The 20,564-nt window shown below is 69.0% G+C and carries 16 protein-coding genes; 4 read left to right on the top strand and 12 right to left on the bottom strand.

Annotated elements, in window-relative coordinates:
- The first annotated feature begins 36 nt into the window (after window positions 1–36).
- The 4 genes from OG444_RS33300 (at window position 37) to OG444_RS33285 (ending at window position 7,629) form a co-directional block, all read left to right on the top strand.
- Entirely contained in the window at window positions 37–4,014 is a 3,978-nt protein-coding gene (locus OG444_RS33300) for an ATP-binding protein (protein ID WP_327265596.1), read from the top strand.
- 6 nt (window positions 4,015–4,020) lie between these two features.
- The gene (locus tag OG444_RS33295) at window positions 4,021–5,151 is read left to right on the top strand and encodes a trypsin-like peptidase domain-containing protein (protein WP_327265595.1); all 1,131 of its coding nucleotides are present in this window, start codon (window positions 4,021–4,023) and stop codon (window positions 5,149–5,151) included.
- Window positions 5,152–5,181: 30 nt separating this feature from the next.
- Window positions 5,182–6,255, top strand: a complete 1,074-nt coding sequence (locus OG444_RS33290; protein ID WP_327265594.1) for a trypsin-like serine peptidase — start codon at window positions 5,182–5,184, stop codon at window positions 6,253–6,255.
- A gap of 240 nt (window positions 6,256–6,495) precedes the next feature.
- Window positions 6,496–7,629 carry a M4 family metallopeptidase gene (locus tag OG444_RS33285; RefSeq protein ID WP_327267002.1) on the top strand — a complete coding sequence of 378 codons (1,134 nt, stop codon included), beginning with the start codon at window positions 6,496–6,498 and terminating at the stop codon, window positions 7,627–7,629.
- Between the two features lie 65 nt (window positions 7,630–7,694).
- Here OG444_RS33285 and OG444_RS33280 read toward each other — a convergent pair whose 3' ends face one another.
- From OG444_RS33280 to OG444_RS33225, 12 genes are all read right to left on the bottom strand, one after another.
- Window positions 7,695–8,597, bottom strand: a complete 903-nt coding sequence (locus OG444_RS33280) for a DMT family transporter (RefSeq protein ID WP_327265593.1) — start codon at window positions 8,595–8,597, stop codon at window positions 7,695–7,697.
- Window positions 8,598–8,639: 42 nt separating this feature from the next.
- Window positions 8,640–9,695 carry a D-alanine--D-alanine ligase family protein gene (locus tag OG444_RS33275; protein ID WP_327265592.1) on the bottom strand — a complete coding sequence of 352 codons (1,056 nt, stop codon included), beginning with the start codon at window positions 9,693–9,695 and terminating at the stop codon, window positions 8,640–8,642.
- 80 nt (window positions 9,696–9,775) lie between these two features.
- Window positions 9,776–10,672: an ATP-grasp domain-containing protein gene (locus OG444_RS33270; protein WP_327265591.1), complete on the bottom strand. Its 897-nt coding sequence runs from the start codon at window positions 10,670–10,672 to the stop codon at window positions 9,776–9,778.
- A gap of 64 nt (window positions 10,673–10,736) precedes the next feature.
- On the bottom strand, window positions 10,737–11,483 hold the full coding sequence (locus tag OG444_RS33265) for an SDR family oxidoreductase (protein WP_327265590.1): 747 nt from the start codon (window positions 11,481–11,483) through the stop codon (window positions 10,737–10,739).
- Window positions 11,484–11,540: 57 nt separating this feature from the next.
- Window positions 11,541–12,659: a homoserine O-acetyltransferase MetX gene (gene metX, locus OG444_RS33260; RefSeq protein WP_327265589.1), complete on the bottom strand. Its 1,119-nt coding sequence runs from the start codon at window positions 12,657–12,659 to the stop codon at window positions 11,541–11,543.
- Between the two features lie 18 nt (window positions 12,660–12,677).
- Complete coding sequence (gene cysK / locus OG444_RS33255) at window positions 12,678–13,652, bottom strand: cysteine synthase A (protein ID WP_327265588.1); 975 nt, start codon at window positions 13,650–13,652, stop codon at window positions 12,678–12,680.
- Complete coding sequence (gene dapF, locus OG444_RS33250; protein WP_327265587.1) at window positions 13,639–14,493, bottom strand: diaminopimelate epimerase; 855 nt, start codon at window positions 14,491–14,493, stop codon at window positions 13,639–13,641. The genes cysK and dapF overlap by 14 nt, the downstream gene beginning before the upstream one ends.
- Window positions 14,494–14,498: 5 nt before the next feature.
- Window positions 14,499–15,350, bottom strand: coding sequence for an arginase family protein (locus OG444_RS33245; RefSeq protein ID WP_327265586.1), 852 nt, complete (start codon window positions 15,348–15,350; stop codon window positions 14,499–14,501).
- 95 nt (window positions 15,351–15,445) lie between these two features.
- A complete protein-coding gene (locus OG444_RS33240) occupies window positions 15,446–16,195 on the bottom strand; it encodes a YqcI/YcgG family protein (RefSeq protein ID WP_327265585.1) in 750 nt (249 codons plus the stop codon).
- Between the two features lie 184 nt (window positions 16,196–16,379).
- Window positions 16,380–17,591, bottom strand: coding sequence for a pyridoxal phosphate-dependent aminotransferase (locus OG444_RS33235; RefSeq protein WP_327267001.1), 1,212 nt, complete (start codon window positions 17,589–17,591; stop codon window positions 16,380–16,382).
- A 412-nt stretch (window positions 17,592–18,003) separates the two neighbouring features.
- Window positions 18,004–19,233 carry a methionine adenosyltransferase gene (gene metK / locus OG444_RS33230; RefSeq protein ID WP_327265584.1) on the bottom strand — a complete coding sequence of 410 codons (1,230 nt, stop codon included), beginning with the start codon at window positions 19,231–19,233 and terminating at the stop codon, window positions 18,004–18,006.
- Between the two features lie 530 nt (window positions 19,234–19,763).
- Window positions 19,764–20,564 (bottom strand): class I SAM-dependent methyltransferase, encoded by an 801-nt coding sequence (locus tag OG444_RS33225; RefSeq protein WP_327265583.1) that lies wholly within the window; start codon window positions 20,562–20,564, stop codon window positions 19,764–19,766.

Here is a 20,564-nt window from a genome sequence, read left to right as displayed (position 1 = left end):
TCGCCCGAGTTCGTGAGCAGAATCCCATTCAATTACGTGAGCAACGACAATTCGGTCGCCCTGGTCGAGGCAGTGCGGAACAGCGGCATCGAAGTCCAACTCCTGCTGCTCAGCATGCTCGCTCAGGACGGCAGGCTCAGCTCCCTCCCGGTCGGGAATGAGGCCATGCGCCTCAAGCGCGAGCTGGAGGAGGCCGCGCGGCTGCACCTCTCGACCCAGGACTTCTTCCTCAGCAGTGTTCTCGGCAACGGCGCTGACATGTTCATCGACCGGGTGGACTTCAGGAAGCGGCTCCGCGAATTCTTCGAGAATCCCGACAAGACGGTTCTGGTGGTGGACGGAGAGCCGGACAGCGGGCGCTCCTACAGCTACAAACTGATCCGGCACATAGGCGAGCACTGCAATTTCCGCCCGGTGCGGGTGACGCTGAACCGGACGTCCACCGCCGAGCAGGTCGTCCAGCGGCTCACCGAGTCCGTCGCGGACCCGCAGGCGGACCCACCGGCCCTCTCGAACACGGTTCTCTCGCCGTTGAATTCGACACAATTGAACGATCCACTACCCGAGATCGATGCGGCGGTGCACCGCGTCGTCAGGCAGGCCACGACCGCGTCCGGGCCGTACTGGCTGGTGCTGGACGACTGCGACAAGCTCGACGTCAATTCGGATGTCTGGGACTGCATCGGAAAGCTGGCCCTGACCATCTACAACCAGAGGCCGGAGCCGCCGGACGTACCGCCCCGGCTGGTTCTGCTCGGGTACTCGCCGACGATGCGCCAGCTCCCGTACGAGATCCGCAAGAACGAGGTCCGGGACACCGCCCGGATGTTCGGCCCCGACGATCTGCGGGAGTTCTTCCGGCAGTTCTTCACGGAGTCCTCGAAGCTGCCGGACACGCAGCGGATCGCCGGCCTCGTGGAGACGACCGTACCCGCCGTCCTCCAGGCGGGTGAGGCCTCCGGACCGGACAGCTACATGCGCAGGGTCTGCACGGCGGCGGCGGAGTCGGTCCGCCTCTACGGCGGGCTCGCACCCGGCGAGGACTTCGGTGCGCGCCTGAGCGAGCGGCTGCTCGCCGCGGTGGCCGCCCCCGGCCTCGCAGACCTCTCGGACCTGCACAGGGCCTACCGGGAGGCGGCGTCCCTGCTGAGCCGCTTCGACCCGGCGCGGCTGAAGCTGCCCGGCGAGAAGAAGCCCTCCGGGGCGGCCGGCGTGGAGCTGCTGCGCGACTGCCGGGCCGTCGGCACGCGCGACACCTTCACCTGGGTGCTCAAGCCGGGGGCTCGCGACACGGCGCTGCACGGCTTCGCCGGTCCGGATGCGGCCCGCCTCGCTCTGCTGGCCAATCTGGAGCAGTTCCCTCCCGGCCCGGGCCCGGAACACATCGCGCTGGCCTACCTCGACGGCACGCCCCCGGACCTCGCCCACCAGAGCCTGGACGAGCTGCCGCACACGCTGCAGGCGGTGTTGTGGCTCGCGCAGATTCCGGGCATCACCGGTATCCCCCCGAGTGGAGAGGTCCAGCAGCTACTGGACCGGGCGCGGCTGATGCAGCCCATCGAACGACTCGCACGCAGCGCCTTCCACGGGCGCGCCCAGGAACTCTCCCGGCTGCGCGCCTACATCGGACTGCCCACGCCGTTGCAGGACGAGTTCACCCGGGCGGTCGGCAGTGGCACGAAACGGCCGGTGCTGATCCACGGGATGAGCGGCGTCGGCAAGAGCACGCTGCTCACGACGTTCCTCCGGGACAGCCTGCGCGACTTCCCGACCCCGTTCCCCTTCGCCTACGTCGACTTCGCACGGCCCACCCTCTCGGTCCACGAACCGGCCACCCTGATCGCGGAGATGGCCCGGCAGCTCAGCGTCCAGTTCCCCGACCACCACGCCGATTTCGATACCCTGGCGCGTGCGTGCGAGGAGACCGTCGGCCTCCACCGGGCCGAAGAGGACACGGTCGACGAGCTCTACGAACTCGCCACCACCCGGGCGACGATGGCGCGGCTCTCCCAGTCGGGCGTGCACGCCCTGTCCGCCGCGCGCGAGGGCATGCTGGCGGCCCGGCTCGCGACGCTCGTCGTCCAGGCGGTGGGAGTACCCGCGGCCGAGCAGCCACCCCTCGTGCTCGTGATCGACTCCTTCGAGGAGGCCATGTACCGCGGCTCCCCGGAGCTCGGCCGCATGTGGGGCATCTGGTCGGCACTCCAGAAGGTGCACCCTCGGCTGCGGACCGTCGTCGCCGGGCGGCTGCTGAAGCAGCATCCGGCCCGGCTGGTGGAGCCCCTGCCCATTGAGCTGACCGACCTCGACCCGGAAGCCTCCAGGGCCCTGCTGGCCTCCTGCGGGGTGAGCGACGAACGGCTCGCGGAGAAGCTCGCCGAACGCGTGGGCGGGAATCCCCTGAGCCTGAGACTGGCGGCTCGGGCAGCCGGCCAGGAGGGCGACCGGGCCGAGTCGCTGAACGAGCTGATCGAGAGCCTGCCCCGGCGCCGCCGGCACTTCTTCCACAAGGTCGACCAGATGCTCGTCCAGGGGATCCTGTACGAGCGGATCCTGAGCCGCATCGGTGAGGAGGACGTGCGCACCCTGGCCCAGGCCGGAATGGCGCTGCGGACCATCACCCCCGGACTGATCCGGGAGGTCCTCGCGGAGCCGTGCGGACTGACGGTCGACTCCGACCCGGAGGCGGAGCGCCTCTTCGGGCTGTACTCCCGGCTCTACCAGGTGGAATCCGCGGGTCCGGGGAGTGTGCGGCACCGGGCCGATCTGCGGGCCATCATGCTGCGGCTGGCCGACCGTGCCCGTCCGGACATGATGCGGACGGTCGGGCAGCGGGCCGTCCTGTACTACGCGGCACGCGAAGGTCTGGAATCGCGGGCGGAGGAGATCTACCACCGGCTGCGGTTGAACGAGAGCCCGCGCGAGGTGGAGCTGCGCTGGCTGCCCGGTGTCGAGCGGTTCCTCGCCGGGGCCGACCAGGACATGGCGGGACGGTCCGCCGCGTACCTCGCCGGGCGCGTCGGCGGCCACACCCCCGACGAGGTGATGGCGAGGGCGGACCAGGAGGACTGGGAACGCATCGCCGCCCGCGAGGTGGAGGACCTGCTCTCGCAGGGGTACACCGACGCGGCCGCGGCCCGCCTCGAGGAGCGGCGCCCGTGGACCTCGGGCAGCCCGTTGCACCCGCTGTGGGTCGAGACCCTGGACCGGCTCGGCCGTCGTACCGAAGCCCGGGCAGCCGCCGACGCGGCCGTGGCCCGCGCCGAGGAGGACGGCTTCCCAGGACTGCAGCTGGAGCTGCTGCTCCTCTCGGCGCGGCTGGCCGAGGCGGAGGGCGACCTCACCGAGGCCTACGACGACCTCGCCGAGGCCGAGGAGGCCGCGACGGGCCTGGGCAAGGACTTCGAGGCACTGGGCGCCCTGCTGACCCGTGCACAGCTGGCGCCGGGCACCGAGGACAACGACCAGGAGGTCGGGAGCAGGCTCGCCGAACGACTGCGGCAGCTGCCCGACGCGGAGCTCGTACGGCAGCCCGCCCTGGTGCGTGCCGCGGTCGCCGAGGTCTCACGCGACCACCCGGGGATCCTGGAGCACGCGTTGGACGTCCTGGGCCTGCCCGAGACCGAGGACGGGGTCCTGGACGTGCTCGGCGAATCGATCGCCCGCGTGGTGGCCGTGCGGCCCGAGCTGCGGACCTCGCTGTGCCGCCTTCTGCAGGACTCCGCCGGCCCGCCCGACCCGAGGTCCACGACCGGGCCCACCCACCAGGGAGTGCAGGGCCTGCTGCGCAAGGCGCGCCGGCTCGGGACGCTCAACCTGCTCGCCAGGCGCCTCCTGTCTCTCGACGACCGGAGCGGCGAGCTCGTCGCGGGCGTGGCGGCCGTGATGGGCGCCGGTGCCGTCGCCCCCGGCCGGGCCGTACCGACAGGCCCGCGGCCGGTCGCGTCGGAGCCGGGCGAGGCGGACCCCTCAGCAGAGGGCCCAGCCGAAGGGAACGGCCACAGAGCGGCCTGACCGACCATGAGCGACACGTATCTCTCCCAGGACGACGTGAGACTGCTGCGGGACACAGCGGTGGAGACAGAGCTCGCGGACCCGGGACGGCGGAGTCTGCTGTTCGCGGGAATCCTCCCGAAGTACCGCGGCTCGCTGCCGGTCCTCGCCGCGCCCGGCCAGCAGATCCACTCGGACCTCAACGAGATGAACCGGGTGGAGCGGCTGATCGACGGCACCGTGCCCCTGGCCATCTGGCTCCGCAACGCCACTGACCAACTCACCGACGCCGCCGCCCGCGACGTGTTCCTCAAGGCACTCGACCGAGTGACGCGCGACGCGGCCGGTGAGCCCGATGTGGCACCGGACGTCCCCACCGGGGAGACCAAGGAAGAGATCGTCTTCCAGGACGACACGGTGCCCTTCGACTTCCTGAGCGGCGGAGCGCTGGCGGGGTCCTCGGTCGCCCGTATCAAGGTGCTGCCCTACCAGGGAGGCGCCCTGCTCCAGCCGGTGGCGCTGCCCCACAACGGCACGGGCTGGCTCATCACCGGCGACCTGCTCGTCACCAACCACCACGTGGTCAACGCCCGCAAGCGCACCAACGGCCAGCAGCAGGTGGTGGACCCGGCGGACCTGCAGCTCCAGGCCCAGGGATCACGTTCCCGGTTCGACTACCTGAGCGAGGACGACGCGGACGTCGAGGAGCAGCAGGCGAGCGAGCTCGTGGCCTGGGACGAAGAGCTCGACTACGCCGTACTGCGCCTGGCCGGGGCGCCGGTCAGGCCCTTCCTCCGTGTCGCCACCGCTCCGCTGACCGTGGCCAAGGACATGCCGGTGGCGCTCAACATCATTCAGCACCCGGGTGGAGAGCCGAAGCGGATCGCGCTGCGCAACAACCTCGCCTTCGAAGCAGACGAGCGGGACGTGCGCTACTTCACCGACACCCGGGGCGGCTCCTCCGGCTCGCCGGTGCTGACGGACGACTGGACGGTGGTTGCCCTGCACCGAGGCACGCGCCGCGTCACGGACGTCAGTTTCCAGGGCAAGAGCACGGCGTTCGTGAACGTCGGAACGCAACTGAGCGCCATCATGCAGCACCTGCGGGAGCACAGCCCCAAGATCCACGACGAGATCGCTGCGGCCCAGTCACGCTGACGCCACGGCCACGACCACGGGAGGTGTGAGATGCGCGCTGGATCACCGGTGGCGACCGGGCCCGAGCAGGTCTTCCAGGAGGACCTGCTGGAAGTGGCCGCACGCGTGCGCAAGGGGCTGGACGCTGAGATCCTCGAGTCCGCCGAGGACCTTCCGCGCGAGGAGGAGGCTGCCGCGCAGATCGGCCGCGCCGCCCTGGAGGAGCGGGCCAGGGTGCTGGAGGCCGGGGTGCGCGGGCTGGAGAAGCTCGCCGCGGGCCGCGCCGGCGATGTCGATGAGGACGAGTACTTCGGGGTGGAGGCGATCGTCCTGCTCGAAGGCCGCCCGGCGATCCTGGTCCAGGGTCAGGACTTCGTCTCCCAGCCGGGCGACTGGGCCCTGCTGGACGGACAGCGGCCGAGCATCCGGAAGTCGATCGAGCGGGTCGGCCGGGTGGAGGTCTCCGGGCACGCGGAACTGGACTGGCTGGGCACGGGCTTCCTGGTCTCGCCTTTCGCCGTGATGACCAACCGCCACGTCGCGGCCGAGTTCAGCCGGGCGGACGGCAACGGCGGGTTCACCTTCCGCCAGGGCATGGGTGCGCGCATCGACACCGCTGAGGAACTCGGCACGCCCGCCACAGACGGATCGTTCGAGTTCGAGGTCACCGAGATCATCGGCATCCACCGCGACGTCGACATGGCACTGCTCAGAGTGTCCCCGCGAGCCGACGGCGGCGGGCCGCTGCCGGCGCCGCTGCCGGTCGCGGCCGACGCTCCGCCGGACCTGCCGGGCCGGCCCGTGTACGTGGTCGGCTATCCGGCGGCGGACGGCCGCCGCAACGAGCCGGAGGCCATGAAACGCATCTTCATGGACATCTACAACGTGAAGCGGCTCCAGCCGGGCACGGCGACGGCGCTGGTCCCGGACGGGCCCGGGTTCACGATGACGCACGACTGTTCCACGCTCGGCGGCAACAGCGGATCCCCGGTCTTCGACCTGGCCGACCACCGGGTGCTCGGCCTGCACTTCGGCGGCCGGTTCAGGTCGGGCAACTTCGCCGTGCCGCTGTTCCAGCTGACGGACGACCCACTGCTGGAGCGTGCGGAAGTCAACTGGGTGTAGGGCGTCCGGAGTCCGACCGCCCACCTCGGCCCGGCCCGCGGTGCCTTTGCCGAAGGCCGGCCGGAAGCCCCTCCGGGCCCCGGTCGCATCATCGCTGCACCGGCTCAACCGTTGGTCCCTTTATTCAGGAGGTGCACCATGAGCAGGACCTCACGACTCGACTGCATCATCCCCCCGTACCTTCTCGAGAAGCTCTTGGAGAGCGAGGACAGTGAGGTGCGCCGAGCCGCCTTGGACACCATGCTGACCACTGCGCGTCTGCGGGGTGAGCGAGCGGTCCGGTCGTCCTTCACCGGTGCGGCTGCCCCCGACAACGGCCGGCGTACCGTCTTCGACTGCGAGCAGGGGAGCCTGCTCCGCGCCGCCGTCCTGGCCAGGCCGGAAGACGGACCGGCGTCCGTGGACGAGCCCGTCAACCAGGCGTTCGACGGACTCGGTCTGACGCGCGATTTCTACAGGGAAGTGTTCCAGCGCAATTCGATCGACGGCCGGGGGATGCGCCTGGACGGGTACGTTCACTTCGGCAGGAAGTACAACAACGCGTTCTGGGACGGGCGGCAGATGGTCTTCGGCGACGGGGACGGAAAGCTGTTCGGCAACCTCACCGGATCCCTCGACGTGATCGCCCACGAGCTGACGCACGGAGTGACCGAGCACACCTCGGGATTCGAATACCACAATCAGTCCGGGGCGCTGAACGAGTCGGTCTCGGATGTCTTCGGGTCGCTGGTCAAGCAGTGGTCGCTCAAGCAGTCGGCCGAGGAGGCGGACTGGCTCATCGGGGCTGATGTGTGGACCCCGGGAATCGATGCCGACGCCCTGCGATCGATGAAGGCTCCGGGTCACGCATACAACAATGCGCTGTTCGGCAGGGACCCCCAGCCCGACCGTATGAGCAAGTTCATGCACCTGCCTGACACGGAGCAGGGCGACAACGGCGGAGTGCACATCAACTCCGGCATTCCGAACAAGGCGTTCTTCCTGACGGCTGTCGGCATCGGCGGATTCTCATGGGAGGCTGCCGGGCTCATCTGGTACGAATCGCTCAAGGCATCCGGCGTCGAGGCCCAGTTCCAGGATTTCGCCCGCACCACATTCCACAAGGCCGGGGAACTGTTCGGCGTCGGAAGCGCCGAACAGTCGGCCGTGCTGGCGGCGTGGCAGGAGGTGGAAGTCCCTGTCCCGGGCGTCCCGACCGGACTCGTCCGGGCACGGAGCACTGCGTCCAACGGGCACGGCGGCGCGGGACGACAGGACGACCTGGCAGCCCTGACCAGGCAAATCGGGGAACTGAACGCCAAAATGACAAGGCTTGCCAAGGATGTGAACGCGCTGACCGGCCATGACTCCGATCTGGCGCGCCCGCGGCCCTGACGCATCCCGTACGGCGTCCGCTCTCTGCAGCGGACGCCGTGGACGGGACCGCGGTCGTGCGTGCGTCATGACGCTCTGGCCCGCTGGGTGACCACGATGCACGCGAGGATGACGACGGCGGTGACGGGGGCGGCCGGGCCGAGGGGCTCGCCGAGCAGGAGCACGGCCCAGACGAGCGTCAGCAGCGGCTGGGCCAGCTGGAGCTGACTCGCTCGCGGTACCCCGATCCGGCCCATGCCCTGGTACCAGAGGACGAAGGCACCGAACTGCGAGACACCGGCGATGTACGCCATGCCGAGCACGGCCTTCGCCGTGAGGTGCACCGGCTCATGCGGGAACGCCCAGGCGGACACGGCCAGATTGACGGGTGCGGCGAGCACGACGCCCCAGGCGATGACGCGCCATCCCGGCATGTGCGCCGACAGCCGTCCCCCTTCGGCATAGCCCGCCGCGCAGACGAGGAGGGCTCCGAAGAGGAAGAGGTCCGCGATCGTCGGCCGCCCTTGGTTCCGGGACAGCGTGAAGGCGATGACGGCGAGCGCACCGGTCCCGGCCGCGGCCCAGAACGTCCTCGAGGGGCGACGTCCTGTGCGGAGCGCGGAGATCGTCGCCGTCGCCATCGGCAGCACGCCGATGACGATCGCCGAATGAGCCGTGGACGACGTCTGCAGGGCGAGTGTGGTGAGCAGCGGAAACCCGACCCCGCATCCGCCGGCGACGATGACGAGTGCGGGCCGGTCGGCTCGTGCGGGGACCGGCGCCCGCGTCCACAGGAGAGCCGCCGCCGCGATGACGGCGGCTATGACCCCGCGGACTCCCGTGGCGCTCCAGGGGCCGAACCCGTCGAGCGCCCAGACCGTTCCCGGGAAGCTGAAGGAGAAGCTCGCGACGCCGAGTGCGGCGAGCAGCGTTCCGTTCGAGAGTGGCGAAACGCGCGGTAACGCGATCGCACTGCGCTGTGCATCCATTGTTCCAATATCAGTTCGAATGACCGGACGGATTGATGTCGCTCAGCTCATGGCGAGGTCCACGATGCGCTCGATCAGCTCGCCGTACGTCCATCCGGCTCCGGATGCCGCGAGCGGCAGCAGGCTCGTTGCCGTCAGGCCCGGGAGTGCGTTGACCTCCAGGCACATCGGCTCACCCGCGGCATCGCAGCGGAAGTCGGTGCGCGAGTAGGCGTGGGCGCCGAAGCCCAGGGCCTCGTGCGCTCGCAGGGCCAGCTCCTGCAGCCGCGCAGCGAAGTCCGCCGGGATCCGGGCCGGGCACACCTCGCTCACCCCTTCGGTCTGGTACTTGGCCGTGTAGTCGAACAGCGGCGAACTCAGCTCGATCTCGACGACGGGGAGCGCCCGGTCCCCTACCACCGCAACGGTGAACTCCCGGCCCGGCAGGTACGGCTCCACCAGGAGCTCGACCCCGCCGGAGCCGGTCTCGGCGGCAACCCGCTCCAGTTCCGCGAGGGAGTCGACCCGGTGTACCGACACGCTCGACCCGTCCGCGACGGGCTTGGTCACCACCGGGCCGGCAGCCAGGAGCCGCCGCACGGCCTGCGGTACCCCTTCGATGCCGGGCTGCCACTGGGCGCGCTCGGCCACGGGCAGCCCCGCGGCGCCCAGCGCCGCCTGCCCCCGGCCCTTGTGCCAGGCCGCCGTGCACGCCGTGCTGTCGGCGCCGGTGAAGCGGATGCCTTCCTCACGGAGACGTTCCTGCAGGAGCCCGTCCTCGCCCCAACCGCCGTGCAGGGCGAGGAACACGAGATCGGCGTCACGCAGGAGGCCGAGGACCGGTCCTGCGGTCAGAGCGCCTTCCATGCGCTGCTGCAGCAGCAGCCTGCCGAGGCCCGAGGGCGGCTCCTTTCCGACCGCGAACTCGTCCACCACGTCACCGAAGTGCAGCGGCCCTGCCAGGACCGGCGTCTCGGCGGCCGGGTCGACCAGCACCACCTCGTGGCCGCGCTCCAGCAGAGCCCGCGCGACGGCGCCTCCCGAGGCGAGCGAGACGTCTCGTTCCGAGCTCTCTCCACCACACAGGATCACGATCCGCATGCCCGGCTTGTGCGCCACTCCTGCAGCCTTTCGTCCACGCCACCGGGCCGCAGCCCGGTCGGTCACGTGCAATTCAGAGGGATTGTTGTGTTCGGCCTTCACTTGAGCCGCTCGGCCAGGGCCTGTGCGAAGCGCAGCGCGCCGCCTTCGCTGAAGGTGAGGTTGAGAGAGGGCTCGCACAGTTCCATTTCCAGCACCATGGGAGTGCCGTCCGCCGCGCGGACGAGGTCGACCCGGCCGCAGACCAGGGGGCGGTCGAGGCCCAGGTGCGCCACCGAGGCGGCCAGTGCGGCTGCGGCAACCGCGCGTTCGTCCTGGTCGGCGGCACGCGCCTGGCGGAAGTCGAGCGTCGGCACGTGCACCGTGCCGTCCTGCATGAGCATGGCGCCCTTGTGGATGGCATGGCTGTAGACGCCGTCGAAGAACGTCAGGTCGGTTTCGCCGTGCCGGTCCACGGACTCCACATAGGGCTGGAGGATGACGTGGCTGCCGTTGGCGTGCAGCCGGACGATGTGGCGGGCGGCCTCGTCCTCCAGCGACCTGGCGTAGCGCTGGACGTCCTTCGAGTAGCAGCCGTCGGTCGGCTTGATGACGAATTCACCGGCCTGCGGGTGGGCGGCGAGGAAGTTGCGCACCGCCGGCAGGGCTGCTGCGCCCGGCTCGACGATCGTGGTCGCAATGACCGGTACCCCGTGCGCGGCGAGATCTGCCAGGTAGCGCTTGTCGAGGGCCCAGCGCACCAGCGGCATGGGAGTGATGAGTCGTGTCACGCCCGATATGCGCTCGCAGAAGGCAAGGAATTCGGCCTTCCGTTCCGCCCACGTCCAGGGGGAGCGGAACACGACGGCTTCGAAACGCGACCAGTCGACGGTCTCGTCCTCCCAGGAGCACACCTCGGTGGTGATGCCGACCGTTTCGCAGGCCTCCAGCAAGGGGGGCATGTCGTAGTCGATGGGAAGGCTGACGACGTCGGTGACCAAGGCAAGGGTGCCCATGAGGCTCGTCCAATACTGGGGAAGGTGGGTTTCGTCGGCTGTCGGAGGGGGCGGGGCTGCGCGCCTACCAGGGGACGGTGTTCCCCATGTGCACGTAGCTACCGGTGGGGCCGTCGTCATCGAGGAGAGCCATACCGACGCTCGTTGCCGCACCCTCGGGGATTTCCAGGTCGCCGGCGCCTTCGTTCATGTCCGTCCTGGTGTATCCGGGATGAACGGCGTTCACCTTGATCGTCGTCTCACGCAGTTCGTAGGCGAGGTGGACGGTCCAGGAGTTCAGCGCGCTCTTGGACGCGCTGTACGCCGGCAGCGACTTGAACATGGGGCTGTAGGCGTACGATCCGGGGTCGCTGTGCGTGGTGAGGGAGGCGAGCAGGCTGGAGACGTTGACGATGCGGCCCGCTGCCGACTTCCGTATCAGTGGCAGGAAGGCGGTGGTCGCCTCGACGACACCGAACAGATTGGTGTCGAACGTCTCGCGCCACTGGCGCAGCGGCTGCTCGGACGGCTGCCTGCCGTACTCCTCGAGACGGATTCCCGCGTTGTTGACCAGAATGTCGAGGTGGCCGAGCCTGGCCTCCAGCTCGGCAGCTGCGCCGGCGATGCTGCCCGTGCTGGTGATGTCCAGCGCCAGGGGTTCGACGTTCAGGCCGGCGCTCCGCAAGGCGGTCGCCGCTTCGACGACCGCGTCGGGCTTGCGTCCGCTGAGGACCACCCGGACGCCCTTCTCGGCGAGCTGACGTGCAATTTCAAGGCCGATGCCACGATTCGCACCGGTGACGAGGGCGATTTTGGGGGACTGCCCGGACAAGTCGGACTCTCCATCTCAGGAAGTACGGAAGATTACGGACCCGCGCAGGGGTCCGTGTCAGGAAACGATCGCCAGGAACTTGGCCACCGGCGGACCGAAGCGGTCGAGGTCGACGAGGAAGGCGTCGTGGCCGGCCGGGGACTCCACCGCGAGGAACTCGACATCGGCACCGCCGGAAGCGAGCCCCTCGGCGATCTCCAGCTGCTGCTGCACCGGGAACAGGAGGTCGGTCTGCGAGCCCATCACCAGTGCCTTCTCGATGCGCATCCGCGACAGCGCCTCGTCGGCGGTTCCTCCGTGGGAGTCACCGAGATCGAACTGGTCCATGGAGTGGCTGAGGTAGAGGTAGCTGTTGGGATCGAAGCAGTCCGAGAAGCGCTGGGCGTGGAATTCCAGGTAGCTCTCGACCTCGAATTCCAGGCCGAAGGCTCCCTCCTGTGCCCGGCGCTGCGCGCTCACTCGGGTCCGGCCGAATCTGCTCTCCCATTCCTGGGCCGAGCGATAGGTCATCATGCCCAGCTTGCGGGCGGTGAGCATGCCCCGCCGGGGGTAGTTCTCCTCGTCGTAGCGTCCTCGCCGCCACTGCGGATCGGACCGGATCGCCTCGCGCTGCAGCGAGCGGACCGCGATCGAGAACGGCAGCGAGTGCACCGCTCCGGAGAGACTGATGTGGGTGCGCGCCAGCCCGGGGTGCCGGGAGAGCAGGGCGAGCGCACTCATACCGCCCATGGATGCGCCCACCACGCAGGCCAGGCGGGTGATGCCGAGCGCACGTACGGTGTGCGCCGCGGCGTCGGCGATGTCCTCGATCGAGAGCTCCGGAAAGGCGAGGCGGTAGGGCTCGCCGGTGCGCGGATCGATCGAGGCCGGGCCGGTGGAACCCTTGCAGCTGCCCAGGGAATTGACGCAGATCACGTGCCAGAGATCAGTGTCGACGGGCAGTCCGGGGCCCACCATGGCCTCCCACCAGCCGGGGGTGGGATCCTCCGCGTGCGAGGCCGCGTGAGCGTCGGGTGAGAGGCCCGTGAGAAGGAGGATGCCGTTGTCGCGCGCCGCGTTGAGCCGGCCGAACGTCTCGTAGGCGATGCGTGCCCCTTGCAGCGTGCCGCCGCGTTTCATCGAGAAGCCGGCAGGCAGGTCGACGTAGCGGGAGGCCGGTGGGATGAATTCCCTCATGCGCCTGCTCCCGTCGTGCTAGTTGGCGGAACCGGCGTCGAGGGAGGCCAGCCATGCGTCGTCCGATCCTTCGTTCACGCCGTCGAACAGGAAGGTCGACAGGTAACGCTCGCCGGTGTCCGGCAGCATGGCGAGCAGGACCGTGCCCTCGGGTGCGTCCTGGGCGACGCGGAGCGCCGTCGCCAGTGTGGCGCCGGCGGAGATTCCCGCGAATATGCCCTCCTCGGCGGCGAGGCGGCGGGCGGTGTCGCGCGCCACGACCTCGTCCACGGTCACCAGGTCGTCGATGACGCTCCGGTCGAGCACGCTGGGCACGAAGTTGGGGGCCAGGCCCTGGATCTGGTGCGTGCTCCATTCCTTTCCGGCGAGTACGGCCGCGTTGCTCGGTTCGAGAGCGACGACGCGCACGTCGGGGCGGGCGACCTTCAGCATCTGGCCGACGCCGGTCAGGGTGCCCGTGGTACCGAATCCGGTGACGAAGTAGTCCAGGCGCCTTCCGGCGAAGTCACCGAGGATCTCCGAGGCCGTCGTCTCCCGGTGGTATGCGGGGTTCGCCGGGTTGTCGAACTGCCGGGCACGGAACCAGCCGTGCTTCTCCGCCAGTTCGTCCGCTCTCCGGTTGCCTCCCTCGCTGCCCTCGGAGCCCGGGAAGAGGATCACCTTTCCGCCGTAGGCGCGGATCAGCTTGCGCCGCTCGACGGAATAGGTGTCGCCCATGACGGCCACGAACCGGTAGCCGCGGGCCGCGGCCACCATCGCCAGGGCGATGCCGACGTTTCCGGAGGTGCATTCGGCGATCGTGTCGCCGGGCTTCAGCAGCCCCTTCGCCTCGGCGTCCAGGATGGCCGAGAGCGCGAGGCGGTCCTTGACCGAGCCACCCGGGTTGAAGGACTCCACCTTCACGTAGACGCTGGTGTGCTCCGGAGCCATCCGGTGCAGCTTGACGATGGGCGTGCGGCCGATGGTGTCGAGGATGCTGTCATACAGAGGCATGGGGGAAATTTCCTTCGTACGCGAATGTGGCGGGGCCGGTCATGAGGATTTCCGCCGTGTCGTCCGGCCAGCTGATGTGGAGCTCGCCGCCGGGGAGGACGACCGCGACGCTGCGGTCGACGCGGCCTCGCCGCATCAGCACCGCCGCTGCGGCACACGCGCCGCTTCCGCAGGCGAGGGTCTCGCCCGCGCCGTACTCGTGGACGCGCAGGCGTATGCGGTCGCGGGATTCCACTTCGGCGAAGCCCACGTTGACCGTGGGCAGGAAGAGGCCCGATTCCTGGACGGCCCGTCCCGTCCGGGCGACGGGGGCCGTGGCCGTGTCCTCGACCTCGATCACCGCATGCGGATTGCCCATGGAGACGGCGGCGAACCGCGCGTGCACCCCGCCGCCCAGGTCGGCCTCGTACAGGTCCTGTGCGCCGTCGAAACCGAACAGCGGAATGCTCTCGGGCGTGAACTGCGGTACCGCGAGCGCGATCCGGTAGGAATGTGCGTCCATCACGTCGACCGCGTGGCTGCCGCTCGGGCTGTCGAGGGTGAAGCGGGGGCCCTTCGTCAGACCTGCGCGGACGACCCAGGCGGCGACGCACCGTGCGCCGTTGCCGCACTGCTGTGAACGCGAGCCGTCAGCGGTCCAGATGTCGAAGGAGGCGACGGCCTCCGCACTGCGCGGTCCTTTGATGCCGAGGATCAGGTCGCAGCCGACGCCCGTGTGGCGGTCGGCCAGCGCGCGGCACAGCTCCGGCGAGGGATCCTCCGCGTCGCGCAGGTCGAGCACCACGAAGTCGTTTCCGGCGCCGTGCATCTTGCTGAAGGGGAGTGTGGACGGCGTGCTCACCGGTATCAGCCCCTGCCCGGCGATCGCTCGGGGGACGTGGCTTTCGCCCGACCGGCCTCGAAGACGGGGGCGACCATGTCGAGGATGATGGAGACCGCCCTCTCGCTGTCTTCGCTGTCCGTCGGCGCGTTGAACTCCGCGAGTTCGACACCGATGAGCTGCTCTGCGGGAATCGCCTCGAATATGGCCCGGATCTGCGCCGGCAGCATGCCGTCCGGAACCGTGTAGTCGGCCGGTACGGATCCCGGTTCGAGCACGTCCCAGTCGATGTGGATCCATACGGGCGCTCCGCCGACCGCGTCGAGGACGGCTTCCGCCGTGGCCTCCTTCGGCGGGATGACGCGGACACCGGCCGCCCGGATGAGTTCCCTTTCGGCCTCCTCCATGTCGCGCGAGCCGACGAGGACGGCCTGTTCGGGACGGAGTCCGCTGCCGTGGCCGCTGTCCCACAGCCCGCACGCGCCGGAGAGGACCATGCCGCCGAGGTATCCCGATTCGGTGGTGTCCGGTGTGTGGAAGTCTCCGTGCCCGTCGATGTAGAGCACCACGGCTTCCGGGTGCTCACGCGCCACCACCGGCAGCGTGGCGAGGCTGGCCGGGCAGGTATTGGTGATCACGACGGGGAGGTTGTCGCCCTTGAGGCTCGCGGTGACGGCTTCGCCCAGCCCCGTCAGGGTTTCCCGGGCCTGGGGAAGACTGACGGTCCAGTCGTCGTCGGCGGGCGGGGCCGGCTTTCCGATGTACTGGCCCTTCAGCCCGTAGCGGTCTTCCAGGGCCCGCGCGGTGCGTGCCGCGCCCTCGATCATCCATGCCGCCCTGTCGGCCACGCGGCCCTGGGAAACGATCAGATCAAACATCTTTCACGTCCTTCTCTCATGCGGGTGTACGGCGTCTGCCGGTTCGGGTGCGGAGGTCCGGACCAGGAACGGAAATGCGGTCCGCGGCCGCGCGCTCAGGCTCCCCGGAAGGTGAAAGGGCACTTGTCGGCCCTCTCCCTGTTCTCTTCCACGAGGCCGTACTGGGTCCATTCGAGTGCACCGCTGCCGTAGGAACCCAGTTGCGCGGCATGCCGGACACCGTCGTAGCGGCCGATGCGCTCGCGGATGTTGGAGCGGACCCTGCGGCCGCTCGGCGTGTCGCCGGCGAATATGTCGAACCGTTCGCGCGGGTTGACGACAAGGATGAAGTGCCGGCCCAGGTTCCGGCTTTGACGTACTCGGTGCCCCGGGCTGCTCATGTTGACGAACAGGGGCATTCCGTTGAAGCACATGGACCATGATTCGGAGTCCGGGTCCTTGTCGACTCCGTCCGGCCACGGCTCCGGGTCCATCGCGTGCAGGTCCTGGAGGACCTTCCAGCCGAATGCATGATATTCCTGGACGGAGTTCGCGGTCACGGCATCCGGTGAAAATACGGCGACGAGCGGATAAGCCGTGTCCAGCGCGCCGTCCCAGTCCCTCGACAGCTCGACATATTCCTTGATCCCCTCCCCCAGGTGCTCGATGTCGCCCCTCTCGAAGTCCTCCACGAAGATGAACTTCAGCAGCTTCTTCCGAAAGGCGTTCCTGGAGAACACGCAGGGAAATCCTGGGTCCGTGAGGCGGGACGCGACGTCGTCGAAAGCGTCGCGATGCCAGCCGACCGCACTTGCGTCGACGTGCGCCTGAGTGACTAATGCAGTGGTCTCGCCCGATCCGTTCAACTGACAAATCCCTTCTTCATGCCGAAGTCGCAGGTCAGGGAACGCAGGTCCGAACCCGATCGCTTCCGCCGGGGCACGGGCCGCAGCGTCGTGTGCTCGCGATCGCGCGTCCCGTCGGCCCGGGCATGCCGGTCGCACGACCGGACCCGCCTCGCCCATGACCTGCAACTTCACAGAGAAAGCGCTATTGGTGATATCCCTCGAGGAAGCGTCCGATGCGGCCGATCGCCGTTTCGAGAACATCGACGTGAGGGAGTGTCAGGATCCGGAAGTGGTCCGGTCGCTTGAGATTGAATCCGGTTCCCTGGACGACCTGGATCTTCTCGGTCCTGAGGAGGTCGAGGACGAACCTCTCGTCGTCGTGGATCTTGTACATATCGAGATCGAGGCGCGGAAACGCGTACAGCGCGCCCTTCGGTTTGACGCAGGAGACTCCGGGAATCTCGTTGAGTTTCGCCCACGCCATGTTGCGCTGTTCGTGGAGCCTGCCGCCCGGCAGCACGAGGTCCTCGATGCTCTGACGCCCACCGAGGCAGGCCTGAATGGCGTGCTGCCCGGGAACGTTGGGGCACAGCCTCATGGAGGCGAGGGTGAGGAGCCCTTCGAGATAGCCGCGCGCACGTTCCTTGGGGCCGGAGACGACGAGCCAGCCCGAGCGGAACCCTGCGATGCGGTAGGCCTTGGAGAGGCCGCTGAACGTGAGGCAGACGACGTCCTGTGCCAGCAGGGCCGCATGTGCGTGCTGCCCGCCGTCGTAAAGGATCTTGTCGTAGATCTCGTCGGCGAACACCATGAGGTGGTGGCGCCGGGCAAGATCCAGAATACCTTCGAGGATCTCCTTCGGATAGACCGCACCCGTGGGGTTGTTCGGGTTGATGATCACCACTGCTTTGGTGCGTGCGGTGATTTTCGCAGCCATGTCGTCGAGGTCGGGGAACCAGTCGGCGGACTCGTCGCAGGTGTAGTGCACGGCCCGTCCGCCGGCAAGGGTGGTGACCGCCGTCCAGAGAGGGAAGTCCGGTGCGGGAATGAGCACCTCGTCGCCATCGTCCAGAAGAGCCTGAACGGCCAGTGAGACGAGTTCGGAAACACCGTTCCCCAGAAAGACGTCGTCCACGTCGACGTCCGTGAACCCCTTGCTCTGGTAGTGCTGGGCCACGGCTCGCCGTGCGGGCAGGATGCCACGGGCATCGCTGTATCCGTGGGCGATCGGCAGCGTCCGGATCATGTCCTGCACGACTTCTTCCGGCGCTTCGAAGCCGAACAGTGCGGGATTTCCGGTGTTGAGCCGCAGCACGCTGTGCCCGGATTCCTCCAGGGCGTTGGCTTGCGCCACCACCGGGCCGCGGATCTCGTACAGGACATCGTCGAGTTTGCTCGACTGCCGAAACTCCAACGGGTTCGCCTCCGGCCGGGGGTCCGCCTCGGCGGGCGGATCGAGTGGGTGGTTCTGATGCGTTCCTTGGTGCGGCGAGTCCGATCCGGCCGAGCGCAGCAGGGCGCCGTGGGCAGTGAACTGCGAGCCAAGGGCCATTCTGGAAAACACGCGGCCTGGCCTTCTCTTTCAGATCTTGTCGGGTGGGCCAGGGCCGTCCGGTGCGGTGCGGTGCCTCGCAGGGCCCGGCAAGGTCCGGGAGAGACGGCCTAAGGGCTGTCCCGTAATCCCCGGCGGGCGCACGACGCCAGCTACGGCACCTCGCTGCGTTGTCGGATCGCCCGAATACGCCCAGTATGAGTACGACCCTCCGCCTTGCGATGCACCGCATCTGACGCCGTGCGCTGACCCACCGCGGATTACGGGACAGCCCTTAGTCCTGGAGGCCGGCGGCGGCGCGCAGGGCGTCGACGCGGTCGGTGCGCTCCCAGGTGAAGTCCGGCAGCTCGCGGCCGAAGTGGCCGTAGGCGGCGGTCTGGGCGTAGATGGGGCGCAGCAGGTCGAGGTCGCGGATGATGGCGGCCGGGCGGAGGTCGAAGACCTCGGCGATGGCGTCCTCGATCTTCTGCGTCTCGACCTTGGCGGTGCCGAAGGTCTCGACGAAGAGGCCGACGGGCTCGGCCTTGCCGATGGCGTACGCGACCTGGACCTCGCAGCGCGAGGCGAGGCCGGCGGCGACCACGTTCTTGGCGACCCAGCGCATGGCGTACGCGGCGGAGCGGTCGACCTTGGAGGGGTCCTTGCCCGAGAAGGCGCCGCCACCGTGACGGGCCATGCCGCCGTAGGTGTCGATGATGATCTTGCGGCCGGTGAGGCCGGCGTCGCCCATCGGGCCGCCGATCTCGAAGCGGCCGGTCGGGTTGACCAGCAGACGGTAGCCCTCGGTGTCGAGCTTGATGCCGTCCTCGACGAGCTGCGCGAGCACGTGCTCGACGACGAACTCACGGATGTCCGGGGCGAGCAGCGAGTCCAGGTCGATGTCCGAGGCGTGCTGCGAGGAGACCACGACCGTGTCGAGACGGACGGCCTTGTCGCCGTCGTACTCGATGGTGACCTGGGTCTTGCCGTCGGGGCGCAGGTACGGGATGGTCCCGTTCTTGCGGACCTCGGACAGACGGCGCGAGAGCTTGTGCGCGATGTGGATCGGCAGCGGCATGAGCTCGGGAGTCTCGTCGCAGGCGTAGCCGAACATCAGGCCCTGGTCGCCGGCACCCTGCTTGTCGAGCTCGTCTCCCTCCTCACCTGTGGCGGCACCCACGACCCGCTTCTCGTAGGCGGTGTCGACGCCCTGCGCGATGTCCGGGGACTGCGCACCGATGGACACCGACACGCCGCACGAGGCGCCGTCGAAGCCCTTCCTGGAGGAGTCGTAGCCGATTTCGAGGATCTTCTCCCGGACGAGCTGCGCGATCGGCGCGTAGGCCTTCGTCGTCACCTCTCCCGCGATGTGCACGAGACCCGTGGTGATGAGGGTCTCGACGGCGACGCGCGAGGTCGGGTCCTCGCTGAGGAGCGCGTCGAGGACCGTGTCGCTGATCTGGTCAGCGATCTTGTCGGGATGGCCCTCGGTGACGGACTCCGAGGTGAACAGACGACGGGACATGACACTCCTGATGCTGTGGATGGTGAGGCCGGGGAAGGCACGCGCAGGGCTTCCGCCAGGACCGGGGCGTCCTCGGTGCAGGCCCCGGGAAGCGCGGTGCCGTCCGGGCACGTGAGGGCGGGGATGCGGGCGGCCGGTCCGGGCGGGCCCGGTGCTCGGAGGGCGGGTGCGGCCCGGGCGGGCCGGCGCCGCCGTGGCTCTCGGGCCGCTGCTGCCGCCACCCGGCGCCCAGGGGCCGCGGCCCGGCTCGCCCGTGGGGCCCGCGCGGCCCGGGACGGCACCTCGCCGCCCGGTCGCATCACGCGGGTACGGCCGCCGGGGACGGCGAGTACGGACAGGGCTTCGGCTCCCGGAGCGCCGGCCCGCTCGCCCTCGGGCCGGGACCGCCCGGACCGCCGCGACGAGCGCCGGAGAACGTGAGGTCCGCGGACCGGCCGCCCGGGCCGGCTCGTTCCTGCCGCGTCGCGCCTTCTCGACAGCGTGACGGGATTCGCCACACCCCCGAGCGGCCGGGCCCGGACCCGCCGTTGTCAGAAACGGGCCGACGAAGCGCCTGCGGGCTGGGCAAACCTCTGCATCACGTTGCCGAGCGGCTTCCTGGCGGTGAACACCTGGTAGTGCTCACGCAGCGTGTTGCCCTCCAGGGGCATTATCTCGACGAATCCGGCCTGCTCCAGGGCCTCCCGAAGGCGGCTCTCGCCGTACATGTGGGAGTGCCGCGTGAACTCGAAGACCTCGTCATCGATCTCCATGCGCACGTCCCACCGCCGGATTTCTGATTCAGGAATGTCCGCGATCGATTCGGTCACCGTCACCTGCCTGCCCCGTATCTCGCAGGGAACGTGGGAGATGCGTCCGGAGGAACGCTCCTCGCTCGGCGCGGCGGGGATGTCGACGTAGATGAATCCACCCGGCTTGAGGGCTCCGTACATGCTCTTGAGATGGCCGGCGATCGAGCTCGCGCCGGCCGCCGCGGTGTTGTCGTCCCACACGTTCGCGTACACCAGCGAATTGCCGCGGCAGATCAGCAGGTCGAACATGTCGGGGAAGGTGCCCGACAGATCGGCCCAGTCGAGGAGAACGGGGTTGGCTTCGAGCCCCAGTTCCGCCGCGTTCCGCTCGAACTGTTCCAGCATTCCCGCACTGCCGTCGGTGCATACGATGCCGTATCCCTGGCTGATCAGGTCCAGCGTGATGAACCCCGTACCTACGGAGCAGTCGATGATCGACTTTTCCGGGAAGCTGGAGAGCAGGTCTTCGAGGTGATCGGTCACCTGCTTCCGGTCCGAACATGCCTCAAGGTAAAAATCCATCAACTCGGCGAATCTCAC

The sequence above is a fragment of the Streptomyces sp. NBC_01232 genome (assembly GCF_035989885.1).
GTDB lineage: Bacteria > Actinomycetota > Actinomycetes > Streptomycetales > Streptomycetaceae > Streptomyces.
The sequence above is the reverse complement of the archived record's forward strand: the minus strand, read 5'-3'. Positions and strand labels throughout refer to the sequence as shown.

What these genes read in the sequence shown, in the direction of transcription:
- OG444_RS33295 (WP_327265595.1), top strand. Translation starts at nt 4,021, where the DNA reads ATGAGCGACACGTATCTCTCCCAGGACGACGTGAGACTGCTGCGGGAC.
- OG444_RS33290 (WP_327265594.1), top strand. Translation starts at nt 5,182, where the DNA reads ATGCGCGCTGGATCACCGGTGGCGACCGGGCCCGAGCAGGTCTTCCAG.
- OG444_RS33285 (WP_327267002.1), top strand. Translation starts at nt 6,496, where the DNA reads ATGCTGACCACTGCGCGTCTGCGGGGTGAGCGAGCGGTCCGGTCGTCC.
- metK (WP_327265584.1), bottom strand. Translation starts at nt 19,233, where the DNA reads ATGTCCCGTCGTCTGTTCACCTCGGAGTCCGTCACCGAGGGCCATCCC.
- cysK (WP_327265588.1), bottom strand. Translation starts at nt 13,652, where the DNA reads ATGCCTCTGTATGACAGCATCCTCGACACCATCGGCCGCACGCCCATC.
- OG444_RS33270 (WP_327265591.1), bottom strand. Translation starts at nt 10,672, where the DNA reads ATGGGCACCCTTGCCTTGGTCACCGACGTCGTCAGCCTTCCCATCGAC.
- OG444_RS33245 (WP_327265586.1), bottom strand. Translation starts at nt 15,350, where the DNA reads ATGTTTGATCTGATCGTTTCCCAGGGCCGCGTGGCCGACAGGGCGGCA.
- metX (WP_327265589.1), bottom strand. Translation starts at nt 12,659, where the DNA reads ATGAGGGAATTCATCCCACCGGCCTCCCGCTACGTCGACCTGCCTGCC.
- OG444_RS33280 (WP_327265593.1), bottom strand. Translation starts at nt 8,597, where the DNA reads ATGGATGCACAGCGCAGTGCGATCGCGTTACCGCGCGTTTCGCCACTC.